The 19,215-nt window shown below is 45.2% G+C and carries 17 protein-coding genes; 9 read left to right on the plus strand and 8 right to left on the minus strand.

What is annotated here, in order from left to right; translation table 11 throughout:
* Positions 1 to 3 precede the first annotated feature (3 nt).
* The 5 genes from J5X92_RS12725 to J5X92_RS12740 form a co-directional block, all read right to left on the minus strand.
* Complete coding sequence (locus J5X92_RS12725) at positions 4 to 678, minus strand: cupin domain-containing protein (protein WP_096042626.1); 675 nt, start codon at positions 676 to 678, stop codon at positions 4 to 6.
* A gap of 225 nt (positions 679 to 903) precedes the next feature.
* A complete protein-coding gene (locus J5X92_RS21080) occupies positions 904 to 1,050 on the minus strand; it encodes a carboxymuconolactone decarboxylase family protein (protein WP_221885336.1) in 147 nt (48 codons plus the stop codon).
* Between the two features lie 13 nt (positions 1,051 to 1,063).
* Positions 1,064 to 1,249, minus strand: coding sequence for a hypothetical protein (locus tag J5X92_RS21085; RefSeq protein WP_221885335.1), 186 nt, complete (start codon positions 1,247 to 1,249; stop codon positions 1,064 to 1,066).
* A 28-nt stretch (positions 1,250 to 1,277) separates the two neighbouring features.
* Positions 1,278 to 1,559, minus strand: coding sequence for a hypothetical protein (locus J5X92_RS12735; protein WP_096042628.1), 282 nt, complete (start codon positions 1,557 to 1,559; stop codon positions 1,278 to 1,280).
* 62 nt (positions 1,560 to 1,621) lie between these two features.
* Positions 1,622 to 2,395: an SDR family oxidoreductase gene (locus J5X92_RS12740; RefSeq protein ID WP_126873824.1), complete on the minus strand. Its 774-nt coding sequence runs from the start codon at positions 2,393 to 2,395 to the stop codon at positions 1,622 to 1,624.
* A 169-nt stretch (positions 2,396 to 2,564) separates the two neighbouring features.
* On the opposite strand from J5X92_RS12740, the gene gcvA reads away from it, so the two are divergent.
* The 3 genes from gcvA (at position 2,565) to J5X92_RS12755 (ending at position 4,971) form a co-directional block, all read left to right on the plus strand.
* Positions 2,565 to 3,494, plus strand: coding sequence for a transcriptional regulator GcvA (gene gcvA / locus J5X92_RS12745; RefSeq protein ID WP_126873825.1), 930 nt, complete (start codon positions 2,565 to 2,567; stop codon positions 3,492 to 3,494).
* A 155-nt stretch (positions 3,495 to 3,649) separates the two neighbouring features.
* Positions 3,650 to 4,333 (plus strand): histidine kinase, encoded by a 684-nt coding sequence (locus tag J5X92_RS12750; protein ID WP_126873826.1) that lies wholly within the window; start codon positions 3,650 to 3,652, stop codon positions 4,331 to 4,333.
* Between the two features lie 32 nt (positions 4,334 to 4,365).
* A complete protein-coding gene (locus tag J5X92_RS12755; RefSeq protein ID WP_126873827.1) occupies positions 4,366 to 4,971 on the plus strand; it encodes a response regulator transcription factor in 606 nt (201 codons plus the stop codon).
* Positions 4,972 to 5,044: 73 nt separating this feature from the next.
* Here the strand turns inward: J5X92_RS12755 and J5X92_RS12760 are convergent, their stop codons facing one another.
* Positions 5,045 to 7,309, minus strand: a complete 2,265-nt coding sequence (locus J5X92_RS12760; RefSeq protein ID WP_126873828.1) for a TonB-dependent receptor — start codon at positions 7,307 to 7,309, stop codon at positions 5,045 to 5,047.
* Positions 7,310 to 8,046: 737 nt separating this feature from the next.
* Between J5X92_RS12760 and J5X92_RS12765 the strand changes: the two genes are divergently transcribed.
* The 6 genes from J5X92_RS12765 to J5X92_RS12790 all read left to right on the plus strand — a co-directional run bounded on the left by J5X92_RS12765 (position 8,047) and on the right by J5X92_RS12790 (position 16,747).
* The gene (locus tag J5X92_RS12765; RefSeq protein ID WP_126873829.1) at positions 8,047 to 8,721 is read left to right on the plus strand and encodes a GntR family transcriptional regulator; all 675 of its coding nucleotides are present in this window, start codon (positions 8,047 to 8,049) and stop codon (positions 8,719 to 8,721) included.
* A 23-nt stretch (positions 8,722 to 8,744) separates the two neighbouring features.
* Positions 8,745 to 9,620 carry a methylisocitrate lyase gene (gene prpB / locus J5X92_RS12770; protein ID WP_126873830.1) on the plus strand — a complete coding sequence of 292 codons (876 nt, stop codon included), beginning with the start codon at positions 8,745 to 8,747 and terminating at the stop codon, positions 9,618 to 9,620.
* A gap of 448 nt (positions 9,621 to 10,068) precedes the next feature.
* On the plus strand, positions 10,069 to 11,193 hold the full coding sequence (gene prpC, locus J5X92_RS12775; protein ID WP_126873831.1) for a 2-methylcitrate synthase: 1,125 nt from the start codon (positions 10,069 to 10,071) through the stop codon (positions 11,191 to 11,193).
* A gap of 27 nt (positions 11,194 to 11,220) precedes the next feature.
* Positions 11,221 to 13,818, plus strand: a complete 2,598-nt coding sequence (acnD, locus tag J5X92_RS12780) for a Fe/S-dependent 2-methylisocitrate dehydratase AcnD (RefSeq protein ID WP_126873843.1) — start codon at positions 11,221 to 11,223, stop codon at positions 13,816 to 13,818.
* A 360-nt stretch (positions 13,819 to 14,178) separates the two neighbouring features.
* Complete coding sequence (prpF, locus tag J5X92_RS12785) at positions 14,179 to 15,360, plus strand: 2-methylaconitate cis-trans isomerase PrpF (protein WP_013782839.1); 1,182 nt, start codon at positions 14,179 to 14,181, stop codon at positions 15,358 to 15,360.
* A gap of 151 nt (positions 15,361 to 15,511) precedes the next feature.
* Positions 15,512 to 16,747: a response regulator gene (locus J5X92_RS12790; protein ID WP_208805894.1), complete on the plus strand. Its 1,236-nt coding sequence runs from the start codon at positions 15,512 to 15,514 to the stop codon at positions 16,745 to 16,747.
* A 120-nt stretch (positions 16,748 to 16,867) separates the two neighbouring features.
* On the opposite strand, the gene J5X92_RS12795 is transcribed toward J5X92_RS12790, so the two are convergent.
* Together J5X92_RS12795 and J5X92_RS12800 are read right to left on the minus strand one after the other, a co-directional pair.
* Complete coding sequence (locus J5X92_RS12795) at positions 16,868 to 18,568, minus strand: PH domain-containing protein (RefSeq protein WP_126873834.1); 1,701 nt, start codon at positions 18,566 to 18,568, stop codon at positions 16,868 to 16,870.
* A complete protein-coding gene (locus J5X92_RS12800; RefSeq protein ID WP_126873835.1) occupies positions 18,568 to 19,146 on the minus strand; it encodes a PH domain-containing protein in 579 nt (192 codons plus the stop codon). The genes J5X92_RS12795 and J5X92_RS12800 overlap by 1 nt, the downstream gene beginning before the upstream one ends.
* Positions 19,147 to 19,215 lie beyond the last annotated feature (69 nt).

Consider the following 19,215-nt stretch of genomic DNA (forward strand, 5'->3'; position numbering starts at 1 on the left):
TATTTAGCCTCCACAGCCTATGTTTTTAAAATTACCTACTTTTAGGTAAATTGTAGCGCTGTTATTTCCCGCAGATATTAACGCTTTACTCGTGCTTGGCAGCCTTAGCCAGCTTCCTTTTGAATATTCTACCTCGTTGTGTATTACGCTGCCGCCCAGTACAAATAGCTCTAAGGCATTATGTGCTTTTAGGTTATCAAATAGGGGCTGTTGCGGGGTTAACTTTACCAGTTTAGTTACTTCGTTATCATCTTGATAAAGCGGGCATATTAGGCGGTTATTTTGGGTTATCCACGTAGCCGGATCGTGTGTATTTATGCGCACAGAGGTGGCTTCTGTTACGCACATTTGCCACAGTTTTACAAAAATGGTTGCGCCACTTTTACTTTTAGGTGCATGTGAAGACCCTGGCGGGTTTCGTAAATAAAAGCCTTGTGGGTAGTCGCCCGACTCATCTGAAAAAGTGCCCGAAAGTACCAATATTTCTTCACCACCTGGGTGAGCATGGCTTGGAAAAGTAGACTCAGGCGCGTAGCGTACTACGCTAGTTGCTCTGGCTTTTTCAGCGCCTATTCTGTCGAGCATTACCCGCTCAACACCCGCCTGAGGCGATGTTTGCCAACTATATTGACTTGGCAGCATTAAAGCGTTTTTTGAAAAATCTGAATTGACTCGCATATATCTAACCTAAATCAAATAAGAGCAATAATGTATGTTATTGCTCTATGATACCAATCCGCACTAATACTTAATCATTTTGCGGGGCTTAGCGTTTCGCTACCTGCGTTAAAAAATTCTCATTTAGAACAACTTAATAGCGAATTTTTTGCCTAACTATCAACACGTTTTTCCAACCTCAAAATAGATCACTTAATTAAGCGAATTGGTATAAATTTACGCTTATTAAGCGTTTTGTAATTGTGCGTGAGCGTCAAGTACTCGTGCACTGTAAGTTAGCGCAGCACCTGCATTTAAGGCTACAGCAACGCCTAACGCTTCAGATATTTCACCAATTGTTGCGCCGTGCTCAACCGCTTTTTTAGTGTGCATCGCAATACACCCATCACAACGTGTTGTTACTGCAACAGCGAGCGCTAATTAGCTCATGTAATTTAGGCGTTAAGTGGCCTGTCTTTTCGCCAGCGCCATCCATTGTCATTAATCCGCGTAGGGTATCTGGGCTTTGCTTAGCAAACGCACCTACAGTGTTCATTACTTCGGTGCGGTACGCGTTCCAATCTTGTGACATTTTTTTACTTTCCTATCTTAAATTTTTACTAAGCTACGCAGTAAATGCGTACTTCTGGTTCATTAGTAAGTAGTGGCGCGAGCGCGGTAACCACATCTGCATTAAATAAATCGCTTTCTAAGTACTCATGAGCGTGCTCAATAGTTTCAAAGCCGTGAAGTACCTGTACATCTTCATCACGCGCTAATAACTCTTTTGAAACTGCGCCTCTTACAGTGTCTAAAAATGGGGCTTTGTAGGTATTAAAAACCTCTGCTGCTGCTTTTCTATTACCGTGGTCAACATTTAGTGTAATTTGTAAATAAACCATATTTGTTCTCCAGTGATTAAATTTAGCTACGGGCAGCTTTAGCCCATTAGCGCTTACGATATTTAGTTACGACCTGCCATTACGCCGCCGTCAACATCCCATACGGCACCTGTGACCCAAGCAGCTTTGTCGCTGAGTAAAAACGCAATGGTATTGGCGACATCTTCGCTGGTACCTACACGGCCAATTGGGTGGAAACTGTTAAAGCCTTGTAGGGCATCGTTTACTTGTGCTTTAGGAATAAAACCTTCGTAAATTGGCGTTTGTACAACCGCTGGCGATACTGCATTGACGCGAATGTTGTGCACGGCTAATTCCATTGCTAAATGTTGAGTTAGCGCATGTAAGCCTGCTTTAGCCATTGAATACGCTGACGATGGTGTAGCGGCAATAGCTTGCTTACCCCACATAGAACCCACATTAACAATGGCGCCTGCGCGTTTTGCTGTAACTAAATTAGCGGCTACTTTTTGAGTAATAAAAAATAGCGCGCGGTTAATTTGCATGTACTGATCGTAATCAGCTGCTTCGTGCTCTAAAAATGGTTTAGGGAAAAACACACCGGCCGCATTTACCAGTAAATCGACGTCTGCGTGGTCTTGTGAAAGTGTGTTAATTAAGTTTTGCACGCCTTCGTCGCTGGTTAAATCAGCGGTTAACACCTCAACAGTGCCTAAAGCTGATAACTGCTCTTTTGCTGCTTGGGCTTTTTCTTTTCGGTGGCCAACAATAACAGCGTGGCCGCCTTGCTCTAAAATTAATCGAGCCGTGTCAAAACCCATTCCGCTAGTACCACCAATAACGAGTAACTTTTTACCTGAAAATTGCTTAGTCATGTTTATTGCTCCAAGCGCCACTAAGCGCTGTATTTGTTATATAAATAAAAAGTATTGGGTTGCCTAATAGCAAGTAACTTGCTGGTTGGCTTGGGCGGTATTTTTTACTTATTTACTTGCTTTAACAAACGAGATAATCTGAATCATCAGTAAAGAAAAAGTTTATCGTATGAAATCACCTATACACCTCAATGCATTAAAAGCGTTTGAAGCAAGCGCAAGGCACCAAAGTTTTTCAGCGGCAGCTGAAGAGCTAAATGTAACGCCTGCAGCCGTTGGGCAGCTGGTAAAAACATTAGAAGAGTGGCTCGACACGCCGCTATTTCATAGAATGAGCTCAGGTAAAACACGGCTAGTAACCACCGAAACCGCGCAAAGTGCCCTGCCATTAATACGCGAAGGCTTTGATAAACTAGCCCAAGGGCTAGAGATTTTAAAAGACAACACCATAAGTGGCGCGTTAACAGTGGCAGTAAGCCCCGCATTTGCCGCCAAGTGGTTATTGCCTAGGTTGCATTTTTTTCAAGAAATATGTTCGCAAACCAGTGTGAATTTAAATACTAATTTAAAGCCTGTTGATTTTACTGAGCAGCGCATAGATATAGGCATACGCTTTGGTACAGGCACTTGGCAAGGCTTGAGCGCAGAAAAACTAATGGATGAAGAGGTATACCCGGTATGCTCACCTAAGTTTTTAGAAGACTCAAACCGCTTAAACACCATAGATAAATTATTGAACGAAACCCTAATACACGATCAATCAATGGACGACCATATGGGGTTTCCGTCTTGGTCGGCGTGGTTAAAAAAAGCCGGAGTAACAGGCCCTTTAACCACTAAAAGCATTCAAATAAATAACTCAGCGGCTGTATTGCAATCAGCTATTGATGGTCACGGCGTGGCGTTAGCACGCAGTGTTATGGCTAAAGATGATCTAGCCGCAGGGCGATTGGTCAGGTTATTCCCTGATATTTATTTTGAATCGCCTTTGGCGTATTACGTTATTTACCGCCTCGAATGTGCTGAACTGCCAAGAATACACGCATTTAAAGAATGGCTGTTTAAAGAGGTAGAAAACCCGCGGGCTAAAAGAGATTAAAGCTCAGGAGTACTTTGATAAAATACAGCAGTAAAGAAAATATTCACCATGGTAAAAGATAATCTCTGTGGTTAAGTACGTTCATTCCCCGTAAGCTTTCGCTCCAAGTTAGCCACTTTAATGACTAAAGTGGCGTTTAATTAGGAGTAAACATTATGTCACAAGTAAGAGTAACGCCACGGCAAGATGGCGAGCAAGCCCCAGCCGAACTTCTAGCCGAAATGCAAGGTCGTCGTCCAAACGGTGAACGAATAGGCCGTGATCTCCATGATGTAGCTGGTCATGCATTAAGCAGCATTTCGTTGAAGGCTCAAGTGGCCGATAAATTACTGTCTAAAGGCCGCACCGCTGAAGCTCAAGCAGAAGTAAAAGCATTGGCGCAGCTGTCTCAGCAACTACTCAGTGAGATTAGGCAAACGGTAAGTGGCATTAAACACCTTTCCTTTAGCCAGGAAATCGCTAAAAATATGGCTAAGTTGTCGGAGCAGGGTTTTCATGAAGTGAGCGATGTAGACGAAAGCAGCTTCACTCACCTTACTCCCCTTCAAGAAACTCAATTGTCGTTAATAGTAAAAGAAGCGACTACGAATATTCTTCGTCATAGTAAGGGCAACCAAGCAACGCTTACCCTTCAATGTACCAACGATATGTTGACTCTCGTTATAACTGATAATGGTAACAGCCACTGCCAAACTGAGGGCAACGGCGTTCAAGGCATTCGCGAGCGAGCTGAACTCATTAATGCAACGGTTGAGTTTCAGTGGGGCTCCCCAACCGTGCTAACACTTCAATTACCGCTACTTTCTAAACCCGATAATAACGCACAGAGCACACATTGAAATATGACTAATTCTATATCGAGCAACCGGCAATGAATCGAATTTTAGTGGTAGAAGACCAATCTTTGGTGCGTGATGCTATCGCCACCTTATTGTCTTTAGAAGACGACTTTGAAATAAGTGGGAAGTGCGCTAATGGACAAGAAGCGCTAGATTGGCTTGGCGCAAACGAAGCCCCCGATATTATTCTTACCGACATTGAGATGCCCTTAGTCTCGGGGCTAGATTTAGCAGAAAAGCTTGCAGCTTTATCTATAGACAGCAAAGTGGTGGTAATGACCACATTCTCCAAACCTGGCTACATAAAGCGAGCGCTGGCACTGGGCGCTAAAGGGTTTGTTTTAAAAGAGGCTGACAGTGAGTACCTTGTTAACTCATTACATAAAATTGTAAAAGGCGAAAGAGTTATTAGCCCCGAACTTGCTTTAATGGCACTGAATGATAACAACCCGCTTTCGGCAAAAGAAAGCAAAGCACTGAAACTCGCCGCTGACGGATTAAAAACCCATGATATTGCGCAGAAGCTGTTTTTGTCAGAAGGTACCGTGCGTAATTATTTGTCTGAAGCCATCGCAAAACTTGATGCAACAAACCGTGTAGATGCCGCCAGAATCGCAAAACAAAAAGGCTGGTTATAAACCAGCCTTTGTTATATCCGCTACCCCTATTTCAGATGTAGCGTTTGTCTTTTTAACTTACTCAATTCGTTAATTAAAACTCAGTTGAGAAACGTACGCCAAACTCACTCGCGTCATTACTTAATACTTGGATAATATAATCCCCAGTATTTAAGCGAGCGTTGTCATAACGCTCATCAAAGATATTACGGCCATATAAAGCAACCGTATAACCTTCATCTGCTGGCGTATAGGCAACATCGAAATTAACCAATTCACGGCTATCAATGTTCGTCATACGAGTAGGCTCTGAACTAGGCTCGCCGTACATTTCTGCGCGGTATGAATAGTCGATACGTGCGCGAATTTTATCACCGCCTTCAAGGTCGAAGGTGTATGACGGGCCAATTGCGAAAGTTAAATCAGGCGTTAATGGCGCAACAGGGTTAAATCCGTCTTGCTCATCAACTTCAACATCCATGTAACCAATGCTGGTTAGCATACTGAAGTTGCCTACGTTCAAGGTCGTATCTAGCTCGATACCACGTGACGTTTGCTCAACCACTAAGTTAGCCGTATCAAAACCACCTTCACTAACTTGGCTTACTTGGTACGGTAAGTCTTCAAACTCAGTGTTAAATACTGCAATGCTCACGTCAAAGTATTCATTTACACGACCTTTAAGGCCCACTTCGTAGTTCACCGCTGTAATGTTGTCAGAGGCTTCAAAACAGTTGCTTGCATTAACTGCTGCTACTGCGCCGTCTAAATCATCGAAGCCACCCGCGCCAAAGAACTCGCCAATTAGGCAGTATGGACGAGCAGGATATTGACCTGACTGATAACCGTTTTGAATGGTGGCATAACCTGTCATGCCATTTTCAAAGGTATAGTTGGTCGCCAATTCCCACGTTACTTCGTCCCACTCATTTGAGTCATAAATGGTGCCAAGCGCATCGAATACATTTGCAGACGCGTCTTTTTCATCTTCAGTGTAACGAATACCACCAGATACACTAAGCTCGTCAGTTAAGTCATGACGAAGGTTTAGGTATACCGCTTTACTTGTGGTTTCTTGGTCAAGTTGAAGGGTGTTGCCACCGCCATCAAAACTTGAATCACTACCTTGACGGTTGCTACCTTCTTCATTGAAGTAATAAAGGCCAGCAACGAAGTCAGTGTACTCATTGATGTAACCATTCAATTGAACTTCAATTGACGTTTGGTCTGCTTCACCACGCTCTGGGTATTGGTCTAACGAGTAGATAGTACCATCATCATCCAGACCCGCTTTGTACTTAGATGTACGGCGGCTAGCAACGACTTTAGCGGTGTAATCGTCACTAATATCCCATTCGGTAGTCAGTGACACACCACGGGCTTCATTAGATACGCCAGTGACTTCTGGTGTGCCTGTAGCGTTATCGTAAATATCATAACCTTCTGGGGTTACATCGCTATTTCTAAGCTCAAGACCTAGGCTGTTTGTACCAGCATAAAAACGCCCATCTGGCATTTCATCAATAAGCACTGTGTAAGGGCGTAAACCACCGTCACCATTATTGGCATCAGCGGTTAGTACCATACGGAAATCATCAGACGGCTCATATTTTACCGAGATACGACCAGAAATATCTTCTGTTTCGCCCACATCATATTCTGCATTAGGTACGTTAATGAACTCGCCCAAACCATCACGGGTGTTGTAAGCAAGGTTCATGTTGAATGCTAGGGTGTCAGATAATGCATGGTTCACGAACAAGTCAGTCTTAACACGACCGCGAGTACCGAACTCTGCATTTACTTTAGTCACATCGCCTTGATCTGGCTCTTTGGTAATGATGTTAATGGCACCACCAATAGAGTTACGACCGTATAGCGTACCTTGAGGACCACGAAGTACCTCGATACGCTCGATGTTATTCAAGCTCCAGTTTTGACCCACTTGGCGGCCTAAATAAACGCCATCAACATAGACGCTTACACCAGGATCAGTAGTGATAAGATGGTCTTGAAGACCAATACCACGAATAAAAGGGTTTACAGAAGAAGTGTGACCCGCTGAAAAGCCCGTTACGTTTAAGTTTGGAACAAACTTACCAACATCCGTTAAGTCAGTAATGCCTTGTTCAGCTAACATATCACCGTCAAATGCACTAATTGCAATTGGTACTTCATAGATAACTTGAGGACGCTTGGTTGCTGTAACGGTAATCGCTTCATACATTTGTTCTTCAGTGGCTTCAGCCTCTTGAGCAAATGCAGAATGAGAAATAGCAGGTACAGTTAACGCTACTGCCAAAGCGACAGGCGAAAGCCTACTAACTAGTGTCTTAGACACGTCAGTATTGGTGATCATGTGTAACCCCTTTGCGAGAGTGTTTAGTGTCAAAAAATTTATTGTTTTTAGGCTGCTTCAAGTTCTCTATGGAACTTTAAAACCAATAGACTCACAAAATAGAGGGCGTTACGACGAGTAACATTTAGCTGATTTATGGATATCCTGATGAAAGTGGCGTGTATCCCTACTGGTTTTAGTGTCACTTTCTCTACCCTACCAGCCCCCATCTACCCACGACTGGAGTATTGGCTTGAAGACTGGAGAAATATCATACTGACTTCCTTTTAACTTGCATAGCGAAATATTGCACTTTTATTAAAATGAGACTTTAAAATTAGACTAATTGGTTAGGCCGAAAACAGTGCTAACCCCCTCATTCCAATTGACATATTATTATTTATAATCATTACGTTAGCATAGGTTACTTATTAAGCATAAAACCGATTCCCTTTAACTATTCACTAGACCATTTAGACAATATTTTCCCACACCTTTACAACCTTCAGACAAAAAGCACCGCAGGTTGTAGCCGCCCCACTACCCCAATTCGCCTTCTTTATACTTTGCCTCTTGTCGCTAGCCTTTAAGATTAACCTCTTGCATTAGCAGCAAATTGTTACCTTTTTAGATTTTGCTCAACCTTTCAATTTATAAAAACCAACGCCACTTTGTCGACAATAACTACTAAGAAAGTTTGACCAAGCAGCCTAAACCCCCTATATTGTCGACATAACATTTATTTTGTGGTGCATAGCTTGTCGGTACAGATAACCCTAGAAAAGCCTGTAACTAATGCAGATAGAACCTTCTTTCAATTGCGTAAAGACATTGTAGAAGGCGTTATTCCTGCAGGCTCTAAACTCAGTGAAACTGATTTGTCGACAAAATACGAAGTCAGCCGTGCGGTTATTCGCGAAGGTATTAATCGACTTGCCGCCTGCCACCTAGTTGAGCGGAAAGCGAATATTGGGGCCAAAGTAGTATCGCTAACCCCTGAAGGGCTAATTCAGCTTTACCAAGTAAGAGAAGCCTTAGAAGGCATGGCCGCACGCCTTGCTGCAAGACACATGAGCGACGAAGAAGTCGCCTCACTGCAAGGCTTATTAGATTCTCACTTCAATAAAGTGAAAGACGCCCAGTTGTATTACCAAGAAGCCGGCGACGTGGACTTCCACTACCGCATCGTGACTGGCAGTAAAAACAGCCACCTCATTAGCGTGTTAATAGACGGGCTCTATCATCTTGTACGCATGTATCGCGTTCAACTAGGCATGGCTGGCCCAAGGGTTACTACAGCCTTTGACGAACACAGACACATTGTGAACGCGATTGCGAATCGCGATGAAGAGCTAGCCGAGATGCTAATGCGCCGCCATATTCTTTATTCAAAGAACAATATTGAAAACAAACTTAGCGCCACACCAACCTAATTTAAAACCAGAGAGTGTTACTTATGAGTGCAGGAAAGAAATTCAGACAAGCACTGGCCGACAATAAGCCACTGCAAATATTAGGCACCATTAATGCCTATACCGCCATGATGGCAAAATCTATCGGTCACAAAGCGATATACCTCTCAGGCGGTGGCGTTGCGAATGCTTCATACGGGCTCCCCGATTTGGGCATGACATCACTAAACGACGTTATTGTGGATGTACAACGCATCACGTCAGCCTGTGACTTACCCTTATTGGTAGACATAGACACAGGCTGGGGCGGCGCATTTAATATTGCAAAAACCATTCGCGATATGGAAAAAGCGGGCGCAGCGGCTGTACACATGGAAGATCAAGTTGCGCAAAAGCGCTGCGGTCATCGCCCTAACAAAGAAATTGTGAGCACAGAAGAAATGGTCGATCGCATTAAAGCCGCGGTAGATGCCAGAACCGACCCAGACTTTTTCATTATGGCGCGAACCGATTCTTTCGCTCAAGAAGGGTTAGAAAAAGCCATTCAACGCGCTAAGGCTTATGTTGCGGCCGGTGCCGATGGCATATTTGCAGAAGCAGTAAAAACTGAAGAACACTACCGCGCATTTTCAGAAGCGTTAGACGTCCCTATTCTTGCCAACATTACCGAATTCGGACAAACCGAACTTTGGAACAAAGAACAACTTGGCGAATGGGGCGCTGCGATGGTGCTTTACCCACTAAGTGCATTCCGCGCCATGAACAAAGCTGCCGAGAACGTTTACCAATCAATACTTGATAATGGCGATCAAAAAGCCGTTGTCGACACCATGCAAACCCGCATGGAGTTATACGATTACCTTGGCTATCACGACTACGAGCAAAAACTCGACGAACTGTTCGCCAAAGGCAAAGGCTAACGGCTGAGGTGAATCGAGGCCGTTTTACCTGCGAGGTCGCTTTGGCTGAGGAGGCAGGGATACGGCGCTGCCACGCCGGTTGCCTTTGCAGTAAATATGCGCGGTCCTGCTGAGGTCGGTGATGTAGAGGTAGAGAGTGCGAGCGCTGCCCCTCTGAGGCATGGATGCCGAAGCGGAGCCCCCATGGATGGGTTTACGGCGTGGCAGCGCCGCACTTTGTACCTCTGCAGCAAAGCGGCTTCACTGAGGACGCTGATGTAGAGGTAGAGAGTGTGAGCGCTGCCCCTCTGAGGCATGGATGCCGAAGCGGAGCCCCCATGGATGGGTTTACGGCGTGGCAGCGCCGCACTCTGTACCTCTGCAGCAAAGCGGCCTCAAGCAAATTGCGGCAATTAATTATACTAAACAAACTTTTGTACCTTACATACACAAGACCGGAGACAACAAGATGGCTAAACAATTAAGTGGCGCGGGATTACGCGGCCAAGTTGCAGGAAAAACAGCACTGTCTACTGTAGGCGTATCAGGCTCTGGCCTGACATACCGTGGTTACGATGTAAAAGATTTAGCAGCCAGTTGCCAGTTTGAAGAAGTGGCTTATCTTATTTTAAAAGGTAAATTGCCTACCCAGTCCGAGTTAGATGAATACAAAGCCTTACTTCGTAGTATGCGCGGATTACCTCAGGCCCTTAAAGATGTATTAGAGCGTATTCCAAAAGACGCACATCCTATGGACGTACTTCGTACAGGTTGTTCTATGTTGGGTAACCTTGAAATGGAGAACGACTTCAGCGAACAGCAGCACGCAACCGATCGCATGTTAGCTTGTTTCCCAAGCATTATTTGCTATTGGTATCGCTTTACTCACGATGGTGTTCGTATTGATGTAGAAACCGATGACGATTCAATTGGTGGTCATTTCTTGCATATGCTGCACGGCGAAAAACCTCGCGAGTTGCATGAACAAGTCATGCACGTTTCACTTATTTTGTATGCAGAGCACGAATTCAATGCATCTACCTTTACCGCTCGCGTATGTGCTTCAACCTTGTCAGATATGCACTCATGTGTGACCGGCGCTATTGGCTCGCTTCGCGGTCCATTGCATGGCGGTGCGAACGAAGCAGCCATGGAAATGATAGAAGGCTTTACATCAGCCGAAGACGCTGAAGAAAAAATGATGGCCATGCTTGCCCGTAAAGACAAAATCATGGGCTTTGGGCATGCCATTTATTCTGAATCAGACCCACGTAACGAAATCATTAAAGGTTGGTCTGAAAAGCTCGCTGCCGATGTAGGTGACGAGGTGCTTTACCCCGTATCTGTGCGCTGTGAAGAAGTGATGTGGCGCGAGAAAAAGCTATTCTGTAACGCTGATTTTTTCCACGCTTCCGCTTATAACTTTATGGGAATTCCCACCAAGTTGTTTACCCCTATCTTCGTGATGTCTCGCCTAACGGGGTGGGCAGCACACGTGATGGAACAACGCGCTGACAACCGTATTATTCGCCCATCAGCTGAATATACTGGTGAAGATATTCGTGACGTACCTCCTATGTCTGCACGTAGTTAACGACTAAGGCTTAAAATCATGAGTAATATGAATTACGAATACCGTAAACCTTTGCCTGGCGCAGGTATCGATTTCTTTGATACCCGCGAGGCAGTGGAAGCCATTGAACCTGGCGCCTACGATAAACTTCCCTACACTTCACGAGTGTTTGCCGAAAACTTAGTGCGCCGTTGTAACCCTGACGCGTTAACCGATTCACTTAAGCAGTTTATTTATCGCAAGAACGATTTGGATTTTCCGTGGTTTCCAGCCCGCGTGGTATGCCACGACATCCTGGGGCAAACCGCGTTGGTTGACTTAGCTGGCTTACGGGATGCCATTGCGGCGAAAGGCGGCGATCCAGCGAAAGTAAACCCAGTTGTGCCTACCCAGTTAATTGTCGATCACTCATTAGCCGTTGAACATGCGGGTTTTGAACCCGACGCGTTTGAAAAAAACCGCGCTATTGAAGATAGACGTAACGACGACCGATTCCATTTTATCGACTGGACTAAGTTAGCGTTTAAAAACGTGGATGTGATACCGCCGGGTAATGGCATTATGCACCAAATCAACTTAGAGCGTATGTCGCCAGTTATTCAGTCTCGCGACGGCGTTGCCTTTCCTGATACCTTGGTTGGCACCGACAGCCATACCCCTCATGTTGATGCACTAGGCGTTATTGCTATTGGTGTAGGCGGCCTTGAAGCAGAAAGCGTTATGCTGGGGCGCGCCTCTTACATGCGCCTACCTGATATTGTAGGTGTTGAGCTTACGGGTAAGCCACAGCCCAATATTACTGCTACCGATATTGTATTGGCACTTACTGAGTTTTTGCGTAAAGCGCGTGTGGTGTCTTCTTATTTGGAATTTTATGGCGAAGGTACTACGCACCTCACCCTTGGCGATCGCGCTACTATTTCAAACATGACGCCCGAATACGGCGCTACCGCGGCGATGTTCTACATCGACCAGCAAACCATCGATTATTTGCGCTTAACTGGCCGTGAAGAAAAGCAAATTGCCTTAGTTGAACAATACGCGAAGCACACCGGTTTATGGGCAGATTCATTAGCGAGTGCCGAATACGAGCGTGTTCTCACTTTTGATTTATCCTCTGTTGGCCGCAACATGGCTGGCCCATCTAATCCACATGCTCGTTTAGCCACCAGCGATTTGGCTCAGCGCGGCGTTGCTAGCGCATGGGAACAAGAAGAAGGCAAAATGCCTGATGGTGCGGTAATTATCGCTGCCATTACTAGTTGTACTAATACGTCTAACCCGCGCAATGTAATTGCAGCAGGCTTAATTGCCCGCAATGCAAACCAGCGTGGCTTAACCCGCAAACCTTGGGTGAAAAGTTCGTTAGCGCCAGGTTCTAAAGCGGTAAAACTGTATTTAGAAGAAGCCGATTTGATGGGCGAACTGGAACAGTTGGGCTTTGGTATAGTGGCTTTTGCCTGCACCACCTGTAACGGAATGAGCGGCGCGCTAGACCCGAAAATTCAGCAAGAAATTATAGACCGTGACTTATACGCCACGGCAGTGCTTTCTGGTAATCGTAATTTCGATGGCCGTATTCACCCGTATGCGAAACAAGCCTTTTTGGCATCACCGCCATTAGTGGTGGCCTACGCCATTGCCGGTACGGTTCGTTTCGATATTGAAAAAGACGTATTAGGCATAGATAACGACGGTAACCCCGTCACGCTTAAAGATATTTGGCCAAGCGACGAAGAGATTGATGCCATTGTCGCTAAAAGCGTGAAACCAGAGCATTTTCGTAAAGTGTACGAGCCCATGTTCGACTTAAAAGTGAATACTGGCAGCGACATTAGCCCGCTGTATGATTGGCGTGAAATGAGTACCTATATTCGCCGCCCGCCTTATTGGGAAGGTGCAATGGATGCTGAGCGTACAATGACAGGCATGCGACCGCTGGCTATATTGGGCGATAACATTACCACCGATCATTTATCGCCATCGAACGCGATTATGGCTACCAGTGCAGCGGGTGAGTATTTGGCGAAAATGGGGTTACCGGAAGAAGACTTTAACTCTTATGCCACCCATAGGGGCGACCATTTAACGGCGCTTCGCGCTACTTTGGCGAACCCGAAAGTGTTCAACGAAATGGTGCTTGAAAACGGCGAAGTGAAACAAGGCTCGCTTGCTCGCATTGAGCCAGAAGGCAAAGTGGTGCGCATGTGGGAAGCCATTGAAGCCTACATGCAGCGCAGACAGCCACTGATTATTGTAGCAGGTGCCGACTATGGTCAGGGCTCTTCACGAGACTGGGCTGCCAAAGGTGTTCGTTTAGCTGGGGTAGAAGTCATTGTCGCAGAGGGCTTCGAGCGTATTCACCGTACCAACTTACTTGGCATGGGTGTATTACCCCTTGAGTTTAAACCGGGTACAACACGCAAAACCCTTGAACTTGATGGCACTGAAACCTACGACGTTAAAGGTGAACCTGCACCGGGTGCTACGCTAACCTTAGTGGTTAATCGAGCCAACGGTGAAACCCTAGATGTGCCCGTAACCTGTCGCTTAGATACCGCAGAAGAGGTGTCGATTTACAGCGCAGGCGGTGTGCTTCAACGCTTTGCCAAAGACTTCTTAGAAGCTGAAGAGGTTGAAAGCTAGCGCCTTCATCTTAGCGCATTGACGTTTGGCACTGAGCCACTTCACTTCATAAACACGCCGTGAACCCATCCATGGGGGCTCTGCCACAGCATCCTTGCTGCGGAAGGTTTATGAAGCGAAGTAGCTCAATACCTTAGTGTGTAACGACGTTAAGCCAAAACTTGTAATACAACTGTGGAAAGTGATTTTTAAGCGCTGCTTTCGCTGAGTGACTGGTTGCCTTGCTGTTGTAAGCTCCCAACTTGCATCCATGCGTATTGAGGGCCCTGAGCCCAAATTACGTTCCCCTAACATCCTCCAACAATGTTTAACTAGGTGTTAGACGCTGGAGGTTGTTCGGAATTTAAAAAAGGAATAAACATGACGAAGTATGCCCCTCAAATTCGTGTACCAGCTACCTATATGCGCGGTGGTACCAGTAAAGGTGTGTTCTTTAACGTATCTGATTTACCCGAAGCGGCGCAGCAGCCTGGGCCGGCGCGAGATGCGCTTTTATTGCGTGTGATTGGCAGCCCAGACCCTTACGGTAAACAAACCGATGGCATGGGTGGCGCTACGTCGAGCACTAGCAAAACCGTGCTTATTAGTAAGAGTGAGCGCGATGATTACGATGTCGACTACTTATTTGGTCAAGTTTCTATCGACAAGCCTTTTGTAGATTGGAGTGGAAACTGCGGTAACTTGACGGCCGCAGTGGGCGCATTTGCGATAAATAATGGGTTGGTCGATGCCAATAAAATTCCAGATAACGGCATTGCTGTCGTCAATATTTGGCAAGCTAACATCAATAAAGCCATTATTGCCAAGGTGCCTATTACTCATGGTGAAGTGCAAGAAACCGGCGACTTTGAATTAGACGGGGTGACGTTTCCTGCCGCAGAAGTTGAGGTTGCGTTTGTCGACCCTGCCGATGGCGAAGGCGCTATATTTCCTACCGGTCGTTTAGTCGATACGCTTGAAGTACCTGATGTAGGCTCTTTCAGTGCCACCATGATTAACGCAGGCATTCCGACTATTTTCATCAACGCTGAAGATATTGGCTACACGGGTACGGAACTTCAAGATGACATTAATAACGATGATGCCGCCCTTGCCAAATTTGAAGCTATTCGTGCTTATGGCGCGGTGAAAATGGGGCTAATTAATGATATTGGCGAAGCGGCCTCTCGCCAGCACACGCCCAAAGTCGCTATGGTAGCGCCACCTGCAGGCTATAAGGCCTCTAGTGGTAAAGATATTTTGGGAAATGATATTGATGTACTGGTTCGCGCTATGTCTATGGGTAAGCTGCATCACGCTATGATGGGCACAGCCGCTGTGGCCATAGCTGCAGCTGCGGCTATTCCGGGTACATTAGTGAACCTTGCTGCTGGTGGCAGTGAACGTGAAGCAGTTGTTTTTGGACACCCCTCAGGCACCTTGCGTGTAGGCGCAAAAGCAAGCTTTGAAAACGACAAATGGAATATTGAACAAGCCGTCATGAGTAGAAGCGCCCGCATATTGATGGAAGGCTGGGTTCGCGTTCCGCAAGAACAAAGCTAACCAACAGTATAAAATTTAACCCTTTGAGAAATGCCAGCTTTTCTTCCCTTATCGCTAAGGTAGACTTCCGTATAATATTGCGCTCTTAGGGGCGCTTTTTTTATGTTTATTCGTTATTCTTTTCGTCTGATTACTTAGAGTCCACGTTGTCATGAATAAAGTATTGGTGGTAGAAGACAGCCTAACCGTTCGTAAAATTTTAAGTAAACTATTAGAAGACAACCCGTACTTAACGCCAATCCTTTGTAAGGATTTCGCTGAAGCAACGCAAGAACTTAAAAAAGGACACGACTTTCTTGCCGCTATTGTAGATTTAAATTTACCTGATGCTCCCAACGGTGAGAGCGTAGATTTAAGTTTATCGTATTCAATTCCCACTTTGGTGTTAACAGGCAATTTTGATGAGTTTACCCGAGCACAACTTCTCGATTTAGGTGTACTTGATTATATAACCAAAGAATCTCGCTATTCCTACAATCAGGTCATCAAGCTCATTGACCGCTTGAGAAAAAACCTCACCACTAAGGTACTCGTTGTTGAAGACTCTGTTACTAGTCGAAACTATATTTGCAGTCTGCTTAAAAAATTCCAATTCCAAATTTATGAGGCAAGTGATGGCCTAGAGGCACTCAATGTGCTTTCTGAGCATCAAGATATCCGTATGGTAATTTCCGATCACCGCATGCCTAATATGGATGGATACGAACTCATCAAAGCAATTAGACACGAACGTCGAATGCAAGATTTAATCTTTATTGGGCTTTCAGGTACCAATGATGGCGTACTTTCCTCTAAGTTCATTAAAAGTGGCGCTAACGATTTCCTTTCTAAACCTTTCTATCATGAAGAGTTCTTCTGCCGAGTGATGCAAAATTTAGAAGCTCAGGAAATGATTCAGACCATCAGGCAATCAGCCAATATCGATCCCCTGACTCAAGTTTACAATCGCCGCTACCTTATAGAACAAGGAGAAGAAATATTAGCCCAGGACACGTCTACCTCTGCGGTAACCGTATGTATGATTGATATCGATAACTTTAAATCGGTGAATGACAATCAAGGTCATAAGGCAGGTGATATGTTGCTTCAGGAGTTTGCCACTTTGTTAAAAGAACATTTTAGTGAAGACTTGGTGGTTCGCTACGGCGGTGAAGAGTTTACGGTGATATCGACCCGAGCTTTAAAGGAGCATCTTGGGAACGTTTCGCACTTTATTAACCTTGTACGAAGCTCACGTTTCACGCAGCACGAACTAAATATAACGTGCAGCATTGGTATTTGCGCAGAAAAACACACTAACCTTGAAACGCAAATTGACATTGCTGACAAACGGCTTTATCAAGCTAAGCGTACTGGAAAAGATAGAATAATTGCCAGTGACAGCTAACGCTAAACAATTGCATCATACCTGCCCAAATTAGTCGCTTCGATTGCCTTAACGTAATCACAAAAATAAAACAAGCTGTGGTCATATTCTGGAGGTGCCACGCTTGTTATCGAAAAATTATTACATCCAAGACTTTCGTTTCGATTCCACTTCAAATAGCACGTTATTAGCTAACTCATTCGCATAACCTTCAGGTAAAAACGGCACTGAAATAGCCCCAGATGCTAATACAAACTGCACGGTAGCAAGCTTTCGCCTTTTCATGAACACACTTTGCTTTACCACTACCTGCTGAACTTTGTAGGGTTCGAAGCATAGGTAATCCACACCTATGCGCCCTCGCCTTACATAAATGTATTTACCGTCGCTAACCACACCCCAACGCCACCATCTAAGCACAATAACACTTAGCAGTATTGCGCTAACAAAAGTTACCCCTGCAGTAATATCTAAATGTTCTATATAGATACCAAATCCAGCACCCACCACAAAAGGAATAGAAAGCCCTGCTATCACCCAGTGTAAAATGTAACGCTTACTTATAGACTGGTAGTCGCTACGGCGAATTTTACTCTGCGGCATGACTTCTTGGCTTAACTCATCCGCTTCGTCTTCAGTCACAGAAGGTACAATAAGTCGGTTTGGCGACATAAGCTCATTGGTCGAGTGCCCAATTGATGCGTTTTGCTCGAAGTACAGGTTCACGCGCTTAAGAATTCTGTCTAACCAATCTTGCTTCGCAGAAATTACTTGAATGCGGGATGCCCGCATACTCACTTCCTGTTTATTCAATAAACCACTTCTGCGGATATATCTGTCGTTGTGGCGCGACAATGTATAATCGTAAAAGGTAAACAGAGCACCGCCAATACTAATCACTGCGACCAAGGCCATAGCCATCATTAGCATCACAAACGCGTACAAGCCAAACTGCCACCACGCTATGGTCTGCTCGCCAACAAGCTGATTTAGCTGCAAGCCCTTTTCAGCCAGCCATTCTGATAAGTAGCCAAACGCATTGTCGTAAAAGGGGGCTGCAGCACCTAATAAAATCCATACTCGGTTGTTGGTAATTCCGTGGATCACGATATCGGTTATAGAGCGCCTATTCAGTATGGTTTCGCCATCCTCGTTGGTTTCTAAATAGCGCTTGCTTTGCTCACTGTTAACCGCAGTATTAGCAACTGCATTGCTATCATTTACATAAGAGCTTGCGTGACGCCCAGTCTCTTGATGCCCAGGCTCGTGATGCCAATTGTCGCGATGTTGAGGGTCTAGGGGGCGAGAGTCTTGATGCTCGGCAAGCACTTGCTTTCTTAAAGCATGAGCATAGGCCAAGGGAACGGCGACTATTTTAGCCTCTTCTCCTGCACTTCCAGCAGTATCAAGTATTACGAGTGCAAAGCCGAACGGTCGATAGTAGAAAGGTAATTCAATTTTTACATTCTGAATACGCCAAAATGGCAAGTTGGTGTAACTTCGAGAAAACACACCACTGTGAATTTCAACATGCTGGTTGTTTACTCTAAATCGGTACATGAAGAAACTGACGACACCGCTTGAAAAGAAAATAATGAAGAGCGCAGCAATGCCTAAAAGGGTATTGGGCGATTGAATGTTATCGGTAATATTGGCCGTTACCGCAATGGCTGGTACGGCGTAAATGGCGCCTTGTGCCATATTTTTAATGCTGCGAAGCGTAAAATAAGCAATGGCGATAGGTGAAAGCCTACGCCAGCCTTCGCCCGTATCAACCTTAACCGCTTTCCCTTGTGCGCGGCTTTCGGAAGGCTTCGCCGTTTCTACTTCGGGGGAAGCCATTATTTTGCACTCACATCTTTATGATCAAGTATGAACTGCCTTAATCGCTCGGCCACCTCCACCTCTATACCTGGAATTTCAAACGTGTGGGTTGCGCCACCAGCCGAAAACACCTGCAAAGAAGCGAGCCCTGCTAAACGAGCAATAGGCCCACGCTTTAATTCAACGTGTTGAACACGCAATATAGGCTGGCAAGATAACGACCTAAATACTAAGCCTGACTGCAAGCTTAAGTCTTGTTCCCGTAAGGCATATTTAATGAGTGGATCGGCAAAAAAATGATAGGTCGTCCATAAACATCCCAGCGCACAAATGCCCACAACAATATAAGGAAAGGCGGCGACTAAGGGCTCTGGTAGCGCAAAAAATGACTGATACCGTAGAGCACTAGCCACCATAATCAATACAAACGCTATGCCAAAAGCCAGTGAAATATTAATTACGCGGTAACGCGGAGAAATAGCTTCTAAGTTTAGTTGGTGAAGTTGAGGCTTGGTTAATGCAGACGTGTTTTCATTAGCTGTTATAGCGTTTAGCTGAGCGTTGCTAAACGTCTCGTTATCAGTACTCATTGTCATTGCGTCTACCCCTTGTAAACTCGCGAAATCAACTTCCAAATAAAAACGGGGCTTAATCAGCCCCGTTTT

Source organism: Alteromonas sp. K632G (assembly GCF_017653625.1).
Taxonomy (GTDB): domain Bacteria; phylum Pseudomonadota; class Gammaproteobacteria; order Enterobacterales; family Alteromonadaceae; genus Alteromonas; species Alteromonas naphthalenivorans.

Bases quoted from the DNA above. Each gene is read 5' to 3' on its own strand.
- prpF (WP_013782839.1), top strand. From the start codon at position 14,179: ATGACGAAGTATGCCCCTCAAATTCGTGTACCAGCTACCTATATGCGC.
- J5X92_RS12740 (WP_126873824.1), bottom strand. From the start codon at position 2,395: ATGACTAAGCAATTTTCAGGTAAAAAGTTACTCGTTATTGGTGGTACT.
- J5X92_RS12800 (WP_126873835.1), bottom strand. From the start codon at position 19,146: ATGACAATGAGTACTGATAACGAGACGTTTAGCAACGCTCAGCTAAAC.
- J5X92_RS12755 (WP_126873827.1), top strand. From the start codon at position 4,366: ATGAATCGAATTTTAGTGGTAGAAGACCAATCTTTGGTGCGTGATGCT.
- J5X92_RS12760 (WP_126873828.1), bottom strand. From the start codon at position 7,309: ATGATCACCAATACTGACGTGTCTAAGACACTAGTTAGTAGGCTTTCG.
- J5X92_RS12735 (WP_096042628.1), bottom strand. From the start codon at position 1,559: ATGGTTTATTTACAAATTACACTAAATGTTGACCACGGTAATAGAAAA.
- prpC (WP_126873831.1), top strand. From the start codon at position 10,069: ATGGCTAAACAATTAAGTGGCGCGGGATTACGCGGCCAAGTTGCAGGA.
- J5X92_RS12725 (WP_096042626.1), bottom strand. From the start codon at position 678: ATGCGAGTCAATTCAGATTTTTCAAAAAACGCTTTAATGCTGCCAAGT.
- J5X92_RS21085 (WP_221885335.1), bottom strand. From the start codon at position 1,249: ATGTCACAAGATTGGAACGCGTACCGCACCGAAGTAATGAACACTGTA.
- J5X92_RS21080 (WP_221885336.1), bottom strand. From the start codon at position 1,050: ATGCACACTAAAAAAGCGGTTGAGCACGGCGCAACAATTGGTGAAATA.
- acnD (WP_126873843.1), top strand. From the start codon at position 11,221: ATGAATTACGAATACCGTAAACCTTTGCCTGGCGCAGGTATCGATTTC.
- J5X92_RS12795 (WP_126873834.1), bottom strand. From the start codon at position 18,568: ATGGCTTCCCCCGAAGTAGAAACGGCGAAGCCTTCCGAAAGCCGCGCA.
- J5X92_RS12750 (WP_126873826.1), top strand. From the start codon at position 3,650: ATGTCACAAGTAAGAGTAACGCCACGGCAAGATGGCGAGCAAGCCCCA.
- gcvA (WP_126873825.1), top strand. From the start codon at position 2,565: ATGAAATCACCTATACACCTCAATGCATTAAAAGCGTTTGAAGCAAGC.
- J5X92_RS12790 (WP_208805894.1), top strand. From the start codon at position 15,512: ATGAATAAAGTATTGGTGGTAGAAGACAGCCTAACCGTTCGTAAAATT.
- prpB (WP_126873830.1), top strand. From the start codon at position 8,745: ATGAGTGCAGGAAAGAAATTCAGACAAGCACTGGCCGACAATAAGCCA.